The sequence below is a fragment of the Massilia rhizosphaerae genome (assembly GCF_016093545.1).
Classification (GTDB): domain Bacteria; phylum Pseudomonadota; class Gammaproteobacteria; order Burkholderiales; family Burkholderiaceae_D; genus Telluria; species Telluria rhizosphaerae.
This window is the reverse complement of sequence record NZ_JADKYX010000001.1, coordinates 494,914-510,092: the sequence shown is the minus strand read 5'-3', so window position 1 is coordinate 510,092 and position 15,179 is coordinate 494,914. Positions and strand designations below refer to the sequence as shown.

At 65.6% G+C, this 15,179-nt stretch carries 14 protein-coding genes; 3 read left to right on the top strand and 11 right to left on the bottom strand.

Annotation, left to right across the window (positions count from 1 at the left end):
* Positions 1 to 4: 4 nt before the first annotated feature.
* From ISF28_RS02195 to ISF28_RS02165, 7 genes are read right to left on the bottom strand one after another with little or no spacing between them, the layout of a single operon-like run.
* Entirely contained in the window at positions 5 to 253 is a 249-nt protein-coding gene (locus ISF28_RS02195) for a PAAR domain-containing protein (protein WP_229518812.1), read from the bottom strand.
* A 51-nt stretch (positions 254 to 304) separates the two neighbouring features.
* Positions 305 to 2,101 (bottom strand): type VI secretion system tip protein VgrG, encoded by a 1,797-nt coding sequence (vgrG, locus tag ISF28_RS02190; protein WP_198115479.1) that lies wholly within the window; start codon positions 2,099 to 2,101, stop codon positions 305 to 307.
* Positions 2,098 to 2,760: a CIS tube protein gene (locus ISF28_RS02185; RefSeq protein WP_198115478.1), complete on the bottom strand. Its 663-nt coding sequence runs from the start codon at positions 2,758 to 2,760 to the stop codon at positions 2,098 to 2,100. The genes vgrG and ISF28_RS02185 overlap by 4 nt, the downstream gene beginning before the upstream one ends.
* Positions 2,761 to 2,772: 12 nt before the next feature.
* The gene (locus ISF28_RS02180; protein WP_198115477.1) at positions 2,773 to 2,934 is read right to left on the bottom strand and encodes a DUF5908 family protein; all 162 of its coding nucleotides are present in this window, start codon (positions 2,932 to 2,934) and stop codon (positions 2,773 to 2,775) included.
* Between the two features lie 8 nt (positions 2,935 to 2,942).
* The gene (locus ISF28_RS02175) at positions 2,943 to 3,422 is read right to left on the bottom strand and encodes a phage tail protein (RefSeq protein ID WP_198115476.1); all 480 of its coding nucleotides are present in this window, start codon (positions 3,420 to 3,422) and stop codon (positions 2,943 to 2,945) included.
* An 8-nt stretch (positions 3,423 to 3,430) separates the two neighbouring features.
* Positions 3,431 to 3,883 (bottom strand): phage tail protein, encoded by a 453-nt coding sequence (locus tag ISF28_RS02170; protein ID WP_198115475.1) that lies wholly within the window; start codon positions 3,881 to 3,883, stop codon positions 3,431 to 3,433.
* 32 nt (positions 3,884 to 3,915) lie between these two features.
* Positions 3,916 to 5,460 carry a phage tail sheath family protein gene (locus ISF28_RS02165; protein ID WP_198115474.1) on the bottom strand — a complete coding sequence of 515 codons (1,545 nt, stop codon included), beginning with the start codon at positions 5,458 to 5,460 and terminating at the stop codon, positions 3,916 to 3,918.
* A 164-nt stretch (positions 5,461 to 5,624) separates the two neighbouring features.
* Between ISF28_RS02165 and ISF28_RS02160 the strand changes: the two genes are divergently transcribed.
* Positions 5,625 to 6,581, top strand: a complete 957-nt coding sequence (locus tag ISF28_RS02160; protein ID WP_370663375.1) for a helix-turn-helix domain-containing protein — start codon at positions 5,625 to 5,627, stop codon at positions 6,579 to 6,581.
* A 537-nt stretch (positions 6,582 to 7,118) separates the two neighbouring features.
* Complete coding sequence (locus tag ISF28_RS02155) at positions 7,119 to 7,916, top strand: lipid-binding SYLF domain-containing protein (RefSeq protein ID WP_198115473.1); 798 nt, start codon at positions 7,119 to 7,121, stop codon at positions 7,914 to 7,916.
* A 6-nt stretch (positions 7,917 to 7,922) separates the two neighbouring features.
* On the opposite strand, the gene ISF28_RS02150 is transcribed toward ISF28_RS02155, so the two are convergent.
* Positions 7,923 to 9,323 carry a hypothetical protein gene (locus ISF28_RS02150; RefSeq protein WP_198115472.1) on the bottom strand — a complete coding sequence of 467 codons (1,401 nt, stop codon included), beginning with the start codon at positions 9,321 to 9,323 and terminating at the stop codon, positions 7,923 to 7,925.
* Positions 9,324 to 9,404: 81 nt separating this feature from the next.
* Positions 9,405 to 9,839, bottom strand: a complete 435-nt coding sequence (locus ISF28_RS02145) for a VOC family protein (protein WP_198115471.1) — start codon at positions 9,837 to 9,839, stop codon at positions 9,405 to 9,407.
* 85 nt (positions 9,840 to 9,924) lie between these two features.
* On the opposite strand from ISF28_RS02145, the gene ISF28_RS02140 reads away from it, so the two are divergent.
* The gene (locus ISF28_RS02140; protein ID WP_198115470.1) at positions 9,925 to 10,761 is read left to right on the top strand and encodes a hypothetical protein; all 837 of its coding nucleotides are present in this window, start codon (positions 9,925 to 9,927) and stop codon (positions 10,759 to 10,761) included.
* A gap of 1 nt (position 10,762) precedes the next feature.
* On the opposite strand, the gene ISF28_RS02135 is transcribed toward ISF28_RS02140, so the two are convergent.
* Both ISF28_RS02135 and ISF28_RS02130 read right to left on the bottom strand, forming a co-directional pair.
* The gene (locus tag ISF28_RS02135) at positions 10,763 to 13,105 is read right to left on the bottom strand and encodes an outer membrane beta-barrel protein (protein ID WP_198115469.1); all 2,343 of its coding nucleotides are present in this window, start codon (positions 13,103 to 13,105) and stop codon (positions 10,763 to 10,765) included.
* Between the two features lie 197 nt (positions 13,106 to 13,302).
* The gene (locus ISF28_RS02130) at positions 13,303 to 15,093 is read right to left on the bottom strand and encodes a hypothetical protein (RefSeq protein ID WP_198115468.1); all 1,791 of its coding nucleotides are present in this window, start codon (positions 15,091 to 15,093) and stop codon (positions 13,303 to 13,305) included.
* Positions 15,094 to 15,179: the final 86 nt, after the last annotated feature.

Sequence of the window (15,179 nt, the reverse complement as noted above, 5' to 3'; positions counted from 1 at the left end):
CGCCTCATCCCCCGATCATCACGGTGAAGCAGCCCAGCACGACCGTGCCGCCGTGCGCCGTCGAATCGCCCATGCGCGCCGCCGGGCGCCCGCCGATCATCACGCTCGACGAGCCGGACACGATGGCGTCCGGCGGCCCCACACAGACCAGGGTGTCGCCGACGACGGCGGCGGGCAGCTTGCCGATCATTACCGTGGGAACGCCCGGACCGATGACCGGCCCGCCCACGTGCGGGACAGGGCCGGTCGTCATGGGGCAGGTATGCATGTCGGTCAGTCGGGCGGCAAACGGCATCGGAAGTCCTCAGTTGATCATGACCATGGTGCCCTGGATCGTCGTCTCGCCGCTGGAGCTGAGCTTCGCGCTCAGGTCTCCCTGCAGCGCGAGCGAGGCCGAGGCGCTGGCGCTGATGGAAGGCGCGCTGGCGGTAATCTCCGCGCTGCCCTTCACGTTGACGGCGCCGCCGTTGGCGTTGAGCGCGATATTGCCGGTGGCGGTGAGCGTGATGTCGGCGCAGCTGTCCAGGGTGATGCCGCCGCTTTCCATGTTCAGCTTGTTCCCGTTGGAGTCCACCAGCGTCACGCTCTTCGCGTCGTCGCTCATGGTGAGAACGTGGCCGCCCGGCGTGCTGACGACGACCACCTTCTTCACGTCGTCCATCGTGATCTTGAGCTGGTTCTTGGTCACGATGACCTTGTTGGTATTCGGCGCATCCGGCGCATACGCGGGCGCGTGCTGGCTGCTGTACAGGCTGCCCAGCACGACGGGGGCGCGCGGATCGTTGTTCAGGAAGCCCAGCACCACCTCGTCGCCCACTTCGGGCACGAACATGATGCCTGCGTTCGACGTGGCGTAAGGGCTGGCCATGCGGGCCCAGATGCCGTCGCCGCTGCTGGCGATCACCGGCACCTCCACCAGCACCCGGTCCTGGCCGGCCGGGTCGCTGTCGATCTGCTTGACGGTGCCGATCAAGAGGCCGCCGGCCGCCGGCAGCAGGCCCGAGGCGGGCGCCGCTTCCACGTCCGACACTTCGTTGACGAACCACTGCGGCGACAGGCCGAAGCCGGCTTCTGTGCTCCAGTTGCCGTTCTCGATGTGGTGCACCACGCTGGAAACGAAGGCGTCGCCGTTGAAGCGGTCGCCCACGCCGGCCAGCCGGATCAGGCCCCCCGGCTTGGGAAGCGCGTTACCCCGGAACGTCACCTTGCCGCGCACGCGCGCCAGGCGCGACTTGAGCAACTGGGCACTGGCCCAGCCGGCCAGCTCGTCGCTGGTGGCGGGCGCGTTGGACTGCAGCTGGTAGGCGGGCAGCCCGAGCACCGCCGCCAATTCCGCACCGGTCAGGTTGCCCTGCTCATTCACGTCCGGCTCGCTCGACTGCCCCGCCAGCACCGCCTGCTGCCCGCAGTCCCACGACGTGGCGGCCACCGACGCCAGTTGCAGGCTGGCGTCGATCTCCGCGCTCACCTCGTTCAGGCCCACGCCGTATTCGACCTGCAGCACGGGGCTGCCGCCGACCTTCGGCTTCTGCACCGCCACCACGCCGTCGTCCACCAGCACGATCATGCCGTTGATCTCGGCGCGCGCCACGAGGAAGTCCCAGTCCGTGGCGTAGTAGCGCACCATGGGGCTGCTGGCGGCCTGGGTGGCGTCCACTTGCGCCGTCAGCCCGGCCCCGCCGATGATCTGGCTGAACACGGCGCTGTCGGTGGCCCCCACATACCCGCTCTTGCGGCCGATGGTCAGGGCCAGCGCCTTGTCGAAGCAGGTCAGCGTCAGGTAAGACTTGCGGTCGCCGCGCACCTGGATCGCGTGGCGGATCACGACCCCGTCGAACAAGGTGGACTCGGTGCCGTTGTGATAGCCGGCCTTGATCGTGATCGTGGTGCCGGGCACCAGCATCGACGACGAGCTGATGGCGAACGCCTCGCTGGACGGGTCGCCGTCGTACAGCACGAGGCGCGCACTGGCGATGCGGTTGATTTGCTTGTGGGTACGGATCTGCTGCACCTGGCACGTGTCCGGCAGGGGCTTGCCATTGGCCAGCACCGTCGTGCTGACCAGGTCGGTATTCGGGCCGAGCGGAGTAGGCAGCGTCATGTGCGGGCGAGCGGCGGGAAATACAGGGTGGTCCCGGCCTGCAGCTGGCGGAAATTGTCCAGCTGGTTGTAGGCCGCGACGCCGAGGTAGTGGCGGCTGTCGCCGTAGATCTCGTGGCACAGGTTAGGCAGCGTGTCGCCGCCGATCACGACGCGCGCGTGGGTCAGGTCGGGCGAACTCTTGTTGGCGCGCTGCGCGATCTCCTGCGGCGACAGGTATTCCTCGAAACCCACGCTGAGCTTGGCGCGCACGGGCGTGCCGTCCGACTGGAACAGCGTGTAGTCGATGTCGAGGCTGGTCAGGCGGCAGTTGAACGAGACGCCGTTGCCCCACACGATTTCCAGGTAGTTCGGCGCGTGGATGGTGCCGTTGTACGAATAGGCCACGCTCTTGAAGTCCTCGATCTCGCCGGCCACGCCGGCGATGGCGGGCTGCACCACGCCCGTGGCGTCGAGGTAGAAGTCGAAATTGAGCTTCTGCGGATCCTGCACGTAGAACTTGGTCGTCACGCCCGCCGTGTCGGTGGAATCGTTGTCCGTGTACTGCGTGCTGTGCGTGTGGCGGTAGGACTCCGGGTTGATCTGCAGCGAATAGGCGCCGACCTTCTGGCTGAAGCCGGGGTCGGCATAGGCGATGATCGAGAGCTTCTTGAGCGACATGACGGGCTCCGGTCAGCGGCGGTCGGCCGCTTGCAGTTGCTCCAGCACCCGCTCCGTGCATTCGCGCACCAGGTCCTGGCGCAGCTGCGCCAGCACGTCCGGCGCGAGGCGGGCGTCGGCCGGCGCGGGAGCGACGTTGGCCTTGATGATCAGTTCGCGGATTTCGATCGGCATCGCGTTCCTCAGTTGGCAGGCGCCTTCTGCGGCTTGCCGGGCGCCTTGATGAAGTAGTTGTACGCCAGTTCCATCGATTCCACGGCCAGCTCGTTTTTGTCGGCGCCGAGATCGGCGACGCTCCACTTCACCGGCCAGGCGCCGATGAAGTTCCAGGACAGCAGGGGCGCGCCGTTGGCGTCGAGCAGCGACAGCAGCACCGTGGTCGTGGTGATCGGCGTGTCGAAGTTCGACTCCAGCACGCTCTTGCACCAGGCCCCGAAACCGGAAGTGGGCAGCAGCACGCCGCGCTTGAGGATCAGGTTGCCGTACTTGGCGCGATCCGGCAGCCGGTGGCTGAAGCGGTTCTCGCCGCCCTCCTTCACTTCGAGGATGTCGCGTTCCGCTTGCAGCCCCTGCACCTCCATGAAGCTGGAGTCGCCGCCCGTTCCCTCGTCCACGATGTCGACCGTGAAATAGAAACCGACCGGCGGGTAGTACACGCTCACCGCTCGCCTCAGGCGTTGGCGATGGTCAGGCCTTCATGGGCCACTTCGATGGTTTCCACCGCCACCTCGTTGCCGTCCGCCTTGAGGTCGGTGCCGGTGATCTTGGTGGGCCAGGCATTGGCCAGGGTCCAGACCATGGTGGCCTTGCCCGTCTGATCCAGGAGCGAGATCGTGAGCGGGGTGCGCGGCACCGTGTTCATCTTGATCGTGTCGAACCAGGCCCAGAAGCGGTTGTCGTGCACGAATATGCCCTTCTTCAGGGTCACGTTGCCGAACTTGCGGATGCCCGGCATCTTGACCGTCGACCATTCCGGCGAATCGCCCGCACGGTATTCGATGATCTGGGCCTCGATGTCGAGCCCGGTCACCTCCTGGAACGAAACGGTCTGGCCGTTCATGTTGACGGAAAACTGAAACTTGGGTAACGGCCAAACGGACGGGTCTTGTGCTCCACCTGCCATGTCATTCTCTCCTTACGCGCCAATTGATCTGATCAGGAAGTCTGCATCTGCTGCTGGAACGTCAGCACGATGAATTCGGCCGGGCGCACCACCGCCACTTCGATCTGCACCCGCAGGTAGCCCTGCAGGATGTCTTCGCCGGTCATGGTGCTGCCCAGCCCCACGGCGACCGAATAGGCTTCCGACGGCTTGGAGCCCACCAGTACGCCGGCCTTCCACTGCGCGTTCAGGAAGTTGCTGACCGTGCTGTTGATGGCGACCCAGGTCAGGTTGTCGTTGGGCTGGAACACATACGCCTGCAGCGCGGCCTTGATCGACTGCTCGAGCATGATCATGCTGCGGCGCACGCTGACGTAGCGCCAGTCGTCGCTGTTGCCCGCCAGCGTGCGTGCGCCCCAGACCAGCAGCCCGTAGTTGGGGAACGTGCGGATGGCGTTGATGGCCATGCCGTTCAGCGGCATGTTGAGGCTGGCCTGATCCTGGTCCGACAGCGTGACCGCGGGCGAGATGGCCGACACGATGGTGGTGTTGGCCGGCGCCTGGGATACGCCGAAGGTATTGTCGTTGCGGGTGTACACGCCCGCCATGGCGCCGGCCGTCGGCAGCAGGTTCACGCTGGTGCCGACGTCCGTCATGGCCTGCCGGTACTCCGGCGACACGGTCATGGCCATGCGGTGGATGGTATTCACGCCGATCTTGCCGTTCGGGTCGTTCGCGCTGGTCACCGGCGGCAGGACCATGGCGGTCACGCACTGCGCCAGATATTGCTGCAGCTGCCCCCCCGCGAACAGGCTGTTCGCCTCTTTCGTCATCACGTCCTGCAGGGCTTGCAGGCTCGCCGCGCTCAGCCAGGTATAGTCGATGGAATTCTGGCTCACCACCGTGGTATTCACCCACGGATAGTAGGCGACGCCGTATTTGTTGAATGCCTCGCCCAGCCCGCCGATGGCGTAGAAGCCGTTCTTGCCGGTGATCGGATCGGCGTCGGTGCCGTCCGCCGGCATCCAGCCCTGCCACACGTCGTAGATGGCCACGCGGCTCTGCATGGCCTCGCAATGCTCGAGCACTTGCTGCGACAGCGTGACCCAGTCCGCGTGCGACAGCAACATCGCATCCGGCGTGACCACCATCGTGGGTTCCAGGTAGCGCACCAGGTTCTGCAATGCCGTCGTGTAGGCACCCGCCGACATGCCTTTCGCCACCGCGTCGGCATAGCTGCCGATCGACATGATGTAGCAACGGCTGCCGCCGTTGTTAAAGAACATCATCAAGCTGTAGAACAGGTAGAAACAGGGGCTGGCGGGGTCGGTCGCGAGCGGCGGGTTGCTCGTCGATGCGTGCACATAGGTGTACTGCGGCTGCGGCGCGCCGTTGTTCGGGCCCGCGAAATACTTCATGAACTCGGCCATCGAGGAAATCGGCATGGCCACGTTGGTCAGGTCCTGGTTGCCGTTGCGTGCCACTTCGGTATAGCCGATGAAGACCGGCACTGCGGTCGGCACCTGCACGACCGAACTGGAGAAACCATCCTGTTCGACCACGTACACATTGGGTGTCTGGTACTGCGCTTGAGCCATATGCAATTACTCCATAACTTCAAAAAAAGCATGGTTTGGTGTGCCTTGCCAGACGCGCCTCCACATGCGTTACAGAAAAAATCTGTGCCATATAGATAGGATTTCGCGACAAATCAAGGCGCCAACATCGAGCCAGCAATAATTTGCATCTTGCTAGGCGACCCGTGGCACATCGGCCTGTTTGGACATACGGCGGGGTCGGGGCGTATTATCTGTGGGCGGTCGAAAAAAGAAGTTTAAAAAAAGAGAAAAAAGTTCTGGCAGCAGAGATTTATTTTTGTGGTGATTGCGCTGCCTTTTTCCAAAACAGTCTGTGTCACGCTTCGATATCCATGTACGAAACCACCGGGCCCCGAAAACACATCCTGATCATTAATCCTTCCAACTTTGAACAAAGCCGGCTCGTCGAAGCGTTGGGACGGCGGCGCTATCACTTCGATTCCGCCCGTAACGGCGCACAAGGCTACGAATTGGCGCGCCTGCTGGCGCCGGACCTGATCCTGCTAGGCGCGCGCATGCCGGACATGGACGGCCTGACCGTGTGCCGCTTGCTGAAAGCGAATGCTGCAACGCAACCCATTCCGGTGATCTTCCTGGACGACGCGGCACAGGCCCAGCAGCGCATCGACGGCTTGACCGTCGGCGCCGTGGACTACGTCACCAAACCGTACTCATCCGAAGAACTGTCGGCGCGCATGCAGGTCCACCTGAGCCTGGCCGAGCGACATCCGCCCAAGCAAGCGGATGTGCCCGCTGCCGCCCCATTGCCCGCCGTGCGGGAAGACGTGCGCGTGACTGCCGCCAAGCGCGTCATTCGCGAGTCGCTGGCCGCGATGCCGCCGGTGGCCGAGATCGCGCGCCAGGTGGGCAGCTACCGCGAGAAGCTGTCGCCGCTGTTCCGCGCCCAGACCGGCATGAGCATCGTCGAATTCGTGCGCCGTACCAGACTGGAACGGGCGTGCGAACTGCTCGCCACCACCCAGCTCCATATTCAAGAGATTGCCTTGCTGATCGGCTTTAACAACAGCGGCAATTTCGCGACAGCGTTCCGGCTGGAGACAGGACTGACGCCGCGCGATTTTCGCCGCCGCGCGGCGTCCGTACCATGCCGGGGCGACTAACGCGCATAAGCGAGAAGTTCCGGAATTCGATAACTATCCAAAACTCACACAAATAATGCGGGAGAATAAATACGCCGGCCGGCTTCGATTCACACGCCCGAAACGAATTACCGCGCAATAATCAATGCCGTGTTTCAAGCGCTCGGCAATAATGATTGCGCCCGGAATTAAATCGCGCCGGCGAGATGGCGGAAAATGAAATGAAGGATTTTCAGTATTCGATCGCGGCGATTTGGCGTGACGCATCACCGCAATATGGAAAAATCCACTCGTTGCAGGCGAAAGCATTAACAGGCTGCCGAAATACCGCCCCAACGTCTGTCGTTCATGGGGTAGCGCTTCCGCAACCTCGCCTGACCAAACCTGCCGTCACGGAGATTGCGGATGTGCCAGTAATGCCGGCGTATCGCGGAATGGATTCCCCCACAGCCGCGTACCTGGGCCCACAGAGGACGCGCATGCCGAAAAGCAAGCTCGCGCCGGCCACGCGAGAATTGCGACATACTGCGATGCCCACAATTTGGACAGGAGAACGGCATGAAAACTGCACGTACAACGCATCGACTGATCCTTGCATCGATCACCCTGGCCCTGGCCGCAGGCAGCGGCGCGAGTATGGCGCAAACGGCGACGGGCACTGCCCACGCCGGCAAGTCCCAGAGCACCGAAGAGCGCACGGACGCGTCGAAGCACCTCGAGAAGACAGCCCAGGTATTGCAGAAAATGCAGCAGGACCGCCAGCTCGCCGCCCTGATGAAACGCTCGAAGGCCGTGTTCGTGGTGCCCGACTATGGCCGCGCCGCCGTCGGCGTGGGTGCGCGTGGAGGCGCGGGCGTCCTGCTGGTGCGCCGTGGCGCGACCTGGTCGGATCCGGCCTTCTACAATATGGGCGGCATCAGCGCCGGACTGCAGGCTGGCGTGGAGGCCGGCCCGATCGCGCTGGTCCTCAACAACCAGAAGGCGCTCGACGCCTTCAAGCAGGACAATAAGTTCTCCCTGAACGCCGGTGCCGGCTTGACGCTGGTGAATTGGTCTGCCAAGGGCCAGGCTTCCGCCGGCCGGGGCGACATCACGATATGGTCGGATACGAAAGGCTTGTTCGGCGGCGCCTCGGTCAGCATTACCGACGTCAACTTCGACCAGAAGGAAACCGCGGCCTACTACAATCGCGAGGTTGCCGCACGCGACGTCGTGTCCGGCAAGGTCACGGATCCGAACCCGGCGGGCTTGCGCCAGATCCTGGCAAGCGCGGGTACCGGCAGCGCCGCGAGCAGCACCGGCACCAGCGGCACCAGCGGCACGTCGGAGTCCGGCAACCCCAACAACCGCAAGTAAGCCGCCTCAGCCACACTGGCCGGCGCAGCATGCGCGGCCAGTGTCCGCCTGCCGGCCGATGACGTCGATCTCCACGCGCGCATCCTCGTCGCGCAGCGGATAGACCGGGGCGAAGCCGCCGCCCGGCGTGCGGAAATTGGTCGTCTGTCCCTGGTAGAGCCTCGCCGCGGTCCACTGGACCCGGCCGTCGTAGACATAGGTGCGCAGGTCGAACTTGAGGTTGTCCGGCTCGTCCCTGGTGCCGGCCGCCCGCTCGCCCGGGGCGACGATGGCCTGAGCGATGTAATCGCCCGCGAGGATGTCCTGCCAGACCCGCTTGGTCAGTTTGTCGCCGCGGTAGGCCGCCCTGCTTCCATAGCCGGCCATCGGCTTGAAGAGCAGTCCGCGCCGTTCGCTCCACAGGCGCTCGGCATTGGCGCCGCCGACGACTTCCGTGCGCGGGATGTTGGCAAGCAGGATGTCGGCAACGTGGCGCGGCACCGACAGCTCCGCCAACAGGTCGGCATTGCTCAGTATGACGAGATTGCGCTTGTTGGCGTACAGCGCGTGCGCTTGCGGGTGCGGCGTCACGACGGCGGCATGCTCGAGGTAGGCCTGCCGCAAGGCCTGGCACGCCGGGGTCTCGAGCATGAAGTCGGTCAACCTGTTGTAGACGAGATCGATCTGAAGATCCCCCATCCACAAGCCCCCGTCGCGGCACGAGAGCTGCGCCGGATCGGCGATGACGGCGTCGATGCCGGCGCGGCCGAACAGGCGCTGGAACAGCAGGAATTCCGGATAGAGGTACTGTTCGGTGGGCGCCAGGTCCACGATCGCGATCCGTTTCAGGGGTCGCCCGCGCCCGGAGAGCGTCCACTCGGACTGGAACATCGCCAGGATGGCGTCTTCGAACACCGCACCGGACACGACCGCCCGCTCGAGCAGCCTGTCGTCCGTACAGCAGACCCGGTGCGCGCGCGCCATGGCCGCGTTGAGCATGGCGCCGCCCGCGTTGGTATTGATTTCGATGAGTCCGAGCCGGTCCCCGCGCGGGTGGAAGTCGTAACCGAAAAAGACGCCGCGGGCACCGCCGGGATCGTGCCGCGCGATGTCCGGGGCATGCGCCAGCACGCGCTGCCGATACGCCGGCATCGCCACCACCGATTCGACCGCCCGCACCAGCTCGTCGATGCGCGTGGCCTGGCTCTCCGACACGAACACGGGCCGCGCCGAAAACAGGTAGGGACAGCGCTGCTCGACGAGCGCGTACAGGGTGTCCCCGCCGAGTTCGTCCGCCAGGGCATGCCTCAGGGCCCCTTGGTCGAGGCTGCTGCAAAAACACGTGCTGTTGAGCTTCTCGGCCGGCAGGCGGCAGCCCTGTTCACTCACCGGCGCGATGCCGTCATCGCCCTGCTTCGTCTCGTCCATGCTGCTCCATGACCCTATGAATGCGTCGTCATCTTAGCGGGACGGGCCCAGCGGCTTCGCACGATAGGCCCAGGGATCGAGTCAAGAGGCCGCTTCGGCCAGCCCGACAATGAGCCCCTCGGGACCGCGAATGTACGCAAGCCGGTACGACTCTCCGTACTGCATTTCGCCGATGACCTCGGCGCCGTGCTCGCGCATGCGGGCGACGACCGCGTCGATCCCGTCGACGGCGAACATGACGCGGCGCAGGCCCAGCGTATTCACGGGCGCGTCGACGGGTCCGAACCGGACCGCGTCCGGCGTGTGGAATTTGTCCAGCTCGATGCCTTGTCCGTCGGGCGTACGCAACATCGCGATCGTGGACCGGACATTCTCGAGGCCGATCAGTTGCCCGACCATCGGTCCCTCGACCGTCGTCTCGCCCTCGAGTGTGAGGCCCAGCGCGATGAAGAACGCCTTCACGGCTTCCAGATCGTCGACCACGATCAGGACGTTGTCCATACGTTTGATTGCCATACCTCGCTCCATTGTGAGTTTGCGGATCGTCAATGCAGTGGCATGATACCGGTCAGTGAACAATTATGGGAACTGCGGGGCCGCCATGCCGCACATCTACAAGCCCGAGGAACGCTGGGACAATGCCGACATCGGTTACCCGTCCGCGCTCGCCATCGGCGATTCCTGGTTCTGGTACGTCAACAACAATATCCTGGGCACGATGATCAATCATCGCGCCCTGTCCGACGACTATCGCAATCTCCAGCTGGTGGGCTATAACGGCGCCCGCCTCAAAGATTATGTCGGCGAAGGCAAGTATGCCGACACCGTCGAGCACTTCCTGCGCCCCGGATTCGTGGAAGGGTTTGCGGCGTTCTACATCAGCGGGGCCGGCAACGACGCGGTCGACGTCGGCATGGCGCTGCGCGACCGCTGTCCGGCCGGGACGGATGCCGACGGCTGGATCGACGAGGGCAGCATGGACGCGATGCTGTTCCGGCTGCGCCAGTCGCTGACCCGGCTGATCGCGGGCATCCGTTTCGCCAAGCGCGACAGCGCCAGCCTGGCGCCGATCTTCCTGAACGGCTACGACTATCCGATACCGGACGGCCGCGGGTTCGAATTCGGCCTGATCCACGCGGGCCCGTGGCTGGCACCGGCGATGGACGAGCACGGCGTGCCGGCCGACATGGCGCTGCGGTCCGGCATCGCGCGCATCCTCATCGACCGCCTGAACGACGGCCTGCTGGCGCCGCTGGCGGCCGCGACGCCGGGCGTCGTCCATATCGACAGCCGCGGCATCCTGCCGCGCGACGGGACGTACCGCGACTACTGGGCCAACGAAATGCATCCGACCAACCTCGGCTTCCGCTGCATCTTCGAACAGGCCTGGCTGCCGCGCCTGTTCGAACACGGTATCGCGCTGCGTCCGTCGCCGTGAGCTAGAAGCTCCCGCCTCCGCCCCCTGCTCCGCCGCCGCCGTATCCGCCATTGCCGTACCCGCCGTGTCCGCCCGGACCGCCGCGGAACATGCCGTGGCCGCCATTGCGAATGCGGTCGTCGCCGGTCACGCCGCCCCACTGGTAGCGCAGCCCGATCTGGACGATGCGCGGCTGGCTCACGTTCAGCGTGTGCAGGCGCAGCACCTCGTTCTCGACGTCGCTTTCCATATTCCCGGTGTGGAACACGTTATACACGTTCAGGTTCAGCGACAGGCGCCGGCTCAGGTTGTGCCGCCACGTGAAATTCGTCAGCGTGACGGCGCTGTTGACGCCCTGGCCGTTCAACGACGCGCCGTTGTGGTTCACGTTCAGCTGCAGCGCTTCCTGGCCGACCTGGTAGGCGAGCCGCAGCTTGATGTTTTCGCGGTGGTTCTTTTGCTGCACCGTGGTCGTGTCGGTCGTGAAATTGGAGATGCGTTGGCGCGTCTCGTTCGCGAGCGTCGCGCCCAGGTTGGCCGACAGCCCTTGCAGGAACAGTTGCCGCACGTTGAAGTTCAGGTCGACCCCGACGGAATCGTTCGCGCCGAAGTTGATGGGCGACGTGACGATGACGTTGGGATCGGACGCCAGCGCATAGCTGCGATTGCCGATCACGGGCGATTCGCGCCGCTTGAACAGCACGACACTGCTGTCCACGCCGAAGATGCGGTCGCGGTACGCGAATTCGACCAGGTCGTTGTTCACCGGCTGCAGGTGTGGATTGCCCTGGCGTGCATTGACGTCGTTCAGGTAGACGAGGTTCGGATTCAGGTCGCGCTCGTTCGGACGCGCGATGCGCCGGGCCGCGCGCAGCTGCAGCATGCCGTCCTTGCCGATGTCGCGCGTGGCGTAAAAGCTCGGCAGCCAGTTCATGTAGTGGTATTGGTCTTCCTCGTTCAGCAGCGGCTGGTGCACGTCGAGGGCCGTGTACTCGCCGCGCAGGCCACCCTGGAGACTGAGATTCGTGGACACCTTGGTGCTCAGGATGCCGTAGACGGCCGCGTTGCGGTCGTTCGATTCGAAGTCGCTGATGCGGCTCGCGACCGGCACGTAATCGCCCGTCGCGGGGTCCTGGGCCAGGTAGCCGGTCGGGTTGCTGTTCTTGCTGTCAGCGATCTTGCCGCCGGTCTTGAGGTGCCAGGTGTCCCACAGGTTGCGCTCGTAGTCGACGGACAGGTCGAGGATGCGGTTGTGCGGGTCGGACGAGCGCCGGCTGTTCGCGATGGACGCCGCCGGGCGCAGCCGGTAGTCGTACAAGACGTCGGAATCGGCGCTGCCGTTCCGCCCCGTGTAGCGCAGGTCGAACTTGAGGTCTTCGCCCGGCGCGCCGCTCTTGTGGTCGTACGACGCGCCGACGCCGAAGTTCTGGGCCGGAGAGCGGCTGCGCGCGCGGCTGGTGTAGTCGGCCAGCGGCGACGAGTCGGCGGCGAAGCGCTGCGTCGTGCCCGTGCTGTCCGACTCGTTGCGGATGTTCGAATAGCTGGCCGTCGCGCCCACCTGGTCGCGTGCGCCGACGTTGTACGTGAGCGTCGACGCCATGTGCAGCACCTTCGACCGGATATCCCGGTTGCCCACCGAGTCCTGGCCGTCCTTGACGCCGCCCGTGGCCGGGTCGAGATCCTGGCGCTGCGATTCGGTGTGGACGTGGCGGACCCGCTCGGCCACGCCGAGGTTGCCGCTGATGGAATACGGCCCTTCCGCGTGCTCGCCGTTCAGGAACGCGTTGCCGCGGCCCTCCGTGCCCTTGTTGGCGCTCAGGGTCGCGCGCGAGCCCGCCTTGCGGTTGCGCTTGAGGACCAGGTTGATGATCGGCCCGTTGCCGCCCTCGTTGCCGAACTCGGCGCCCGGCACGTTGATGACTTCGATGGATTCGATGGATTCGGCCGGGAACGCGTTCAGCGCGTCGCCCCGGTTTTGGCCCTGGAACTGGGCGTCGCGCTTGCCGTTGACCATGATCTGCACGTTCTGGTTGCCGCGCAGCGCCACGTTGCCGTCCTGGTCGACAGTGACGGACGGGACGTTGTTCAGGATATCGGCGGCGGACGCGTTGCTGACGCTGATGTCGTTCTTGAGGTCGTAGACGTCGCGGTCGACCTTGTTGGTGGGACGGGTCGCCACCACTTCCACCGTCGCGACGCCGTCGTCGGCGGTGGAAGTGGTGGACTTGACGGGCGCCTTGGCGCGAACGGGATCCGGCACGGCCGTCTGCGCGAACAGCGGCTGCGCGGCGAAACAACTGAGGAACAGTGCGGGCAGGACCTTCAGCGCCCGCGCGTCGCGGGCGGCGTACATGGTAGGAATCATCGGTAAAATCGGGTTGTCGTCAATGCCGGGGCTCGAACTTAACGCGGCGGCCGGCGCCCGGATGACGCCGGCGCCAAACACTCATCGCCTTGAGCGGATGTCAAGACAGGTTCGACGCCGGGCGGCGGGCACGGGCCGGTTTCCGCTCCAGCCCAGTATTCCCGCGACGACCCGATAAAGTTCCCGATATTACTGACTCACTTGCGCACAGGCGGACTCAACAACGCCTTGGACGGGTCCGGATTCTGCGTCTGCTGGCTGAGAATGCCCTGAGCGTCTTCCAGGCCGGCATTGTATTCCACCTCGCGCATCATGCTGATCTGGTCGAGCGTCCACTCGCTGAACCCGACGCTGGACGACGCCAGGCGCATCTCCCCCGTGATGTCGGCGAGCGTCAGGCCGCGATCGAGGCGCTTCTGGAACTGCACCGCCCACGCGGCCGTGGCGGCGTCGCGCGTATCGTTCGACAGCATGCGCAGGATGTGTTCGGCGCCTTGCGCGTCGACGAGGTAGCAGTGCGCCAGCACCGCAGCGCGGGCCAGCGGCGCCGAGTCGCGGGTCGCGCGCCAGGCGGCGAGCACGTCGTCCAGCACGGCGCGGCTCGGCTTGCCGTCGGCCAGCAGCGCCAGGTCCAGCTGCGCCAGCGCGACGGCGCCGGAGCCCGGTTCGCGCTCGCGCGCCCGCGCGAGGCTGGCACGGGCGGCGTCGAGGTAGGCGCCGCGCGCGCCGGCGTCAAGCTTGGCCGCCAGCTTCAGGTTCGCCCGCGCGTGCAGCACCAGCACGTCGGCGCCGGCGTCCGCGTGGCGCGCCGCCCGTTGCAGCCACGGCAGCGCGGCGGCCGGATCGCCCCAGTCGACGCGGGCGCGGCTCAGGGCCAGTTGTCCGGCGTCGACGTTCGGCACGGCGCCGGCGTCGGCCGTCAGCGTGCGCAACAGCCCTTCGCCCTGCGCCCGCGTGGGGCAGGCCTTGAGCGCGGCGTCGGCCAGCAGGAAGCCGCCGGACGTCGCCGACATCGTCGTGAAGGCGATCTTCGGCCGCTTGCCCGGCGCCTCTTCGACGCGCAAGACCTCGGCCGCGCGCAGCCGGTAGCGCCACAGGGCCGTCGATGCGTCGTCAGCGTCCAGGCCGAACACGTCGTGCAACGCGGCGGCCGGGTCGCCGCCTTTGTAGATCGCGTTCAGGAACGGCAAGAGCTTCTTGCGCCGCTCGCTCGCGCCCAGGATGTAGTGCGTCAGGATCCACGACCGTGCTTCGAATTCCACATTGCCCGCCACGGCGCGCGCGCCGGACAAATGGTCCAGCGGATGCGGCCCCAGGACGTCGTTGTAATCGAGGTTGTAGCGATGCCCCTGGTCGAGGAAGGCGAAGTAGCGGCCCACGCCCGGCGGCGTGCGCCCGATCACCATCTGCTTGTCGCCGAAGCGCGCGCTGGCGAAATAATTCGCGAAGCCTTCGATCCACGCCGACGGGCTGCGCACGTTCGTGTGACGGTACAGGAAGTGGCGGGCATAGGCTTCCGACACGTACGACAAGCCTTCGTCCAGCGGGGCCTTGACCAGCCGGTCGTCCGCAATGGCGGTCAGCGGCTCCGTGCGCACGAGGAAGCCCTGCGCGCCGTCCGCGCAATCGCGGAACAGCGCGATGCCTTCCGCCGGCTTGTCCGCATCGATCCGGTCCAGGTCGCGAACGTCGTTCAGGTATACCAGGTTCAGCTTGGGTTCGGGGCCCGCGCCCGCCGCCCGATAGTCGTCCGTGTAGGCGCGCAGCAGGCCGTCGAGGCGCTCCAGGTGGTCGACGAGCAGGCCGACGTCCGCGCGCGGCGCATCCGACAGGACGACCACATGGGCGCTCTCGGCCCGTATCCAGGGCGACGTGCCGCGCTGCCCCGTGACGACGACGCTCTGGGGCCCCGGGTCCTGCGCCAGGCATGCGCCGGCGGCCAGTGCGCAGACGGCGGCGACGGCCGCCGCCGTCCTATTAAATAGCATTACCACGATTCCGGACTCCTCAGCAAGATGACAAACACACAATCTACTCATTCTAGCCGCATCGTGGCAAGTTGCCTAGTGGGAAA

Bases quoted from the DNA above. Each gene is read 5' to 3' on its own strand.
- ISF28_RS02195 (WP_229518812.1), bottom strand. From the start codon at position 253: ATGACGACCGGCCCTGTCCCGCACGTGGGCGGGCCGGTCATCGGTCCG.
- vgrG (WP_198115479.1), bottom strand. From the start codon at position 2,101: ATGACGCTGCCTACTCCGCTCGGCCCGAATACCGACCTGGTCAGCACG.
- ISF28_RS02185 (WP_198115478.1), bottom strand. From the start codon at position 2,760: ATGTCGCTCAAGAAGCTCTCGATCATCGCCTATGCCGACCCCGGCTTC.
- ISF28_RS02180 (WP_198115477.1), bottom strand. From the start codon at position 2,934: ATGCCGATCGAAATCCGCGAACTGATCATCAAGGCCAACGTCGCTCCC.
- ISF28_RS02170 (WP_198115475.1), bottom strand. From the start codon at position 3,883: ATGGCAGGTGGAGCACAAGACCCGTCCGTTTGGCCGTTACCCAAGTTT.
- ISF28_RS02165 (WP_198115474.1), bottom strand. From the start codon at position 5,460: ATGGCTCAAGCGCAGTACCAGACACCCAATGTGTACGTGGTCGAACAG.
- ISF28_RS02155 (WP_198115473.1), top strand. From the start codon at position 7,119: ATGAAAACTGCACGTACAACGCATCGACTGATCCTTGCATCGATCACC.
- ISF28_RS02150 (WP_198115472.1), bottom strand. From the start codon at position 9,323: ATGGACGAGACGAAGCAGGGCGATGACGGCATCGCGCCGGTGAGTGAA.
- ISF28_RS02145 (WP_198115471.1), bottom strand. From the start codon at position 9,839: ATGGCAATCAAACGTATGGACAACGTCCTGATCGTGGTCGACGATCTG.
- ISF28_RS02140 (WP_198115470.1), top strand. From the start codon at position 9,925: ATGCCGCACATCTACAAGCCCGAGGAACGCTGGGACAATGCCGACATC.
- ISF28_RS02135 (WP_198115469.1), bottom strand. From the start codon at position 13,105: ATGATTCCTACCATGTACGCCGCCCGCGACGCGCGGGCGCTGAAGGTC.
- ISF28_RS02130 (WP_198115468.1), bottom strand. From the start codon at position 15,093: ATGCTATTTAATAGGACGGCGGCGGCCGTCGCCGCCGTCTGCGCACTG.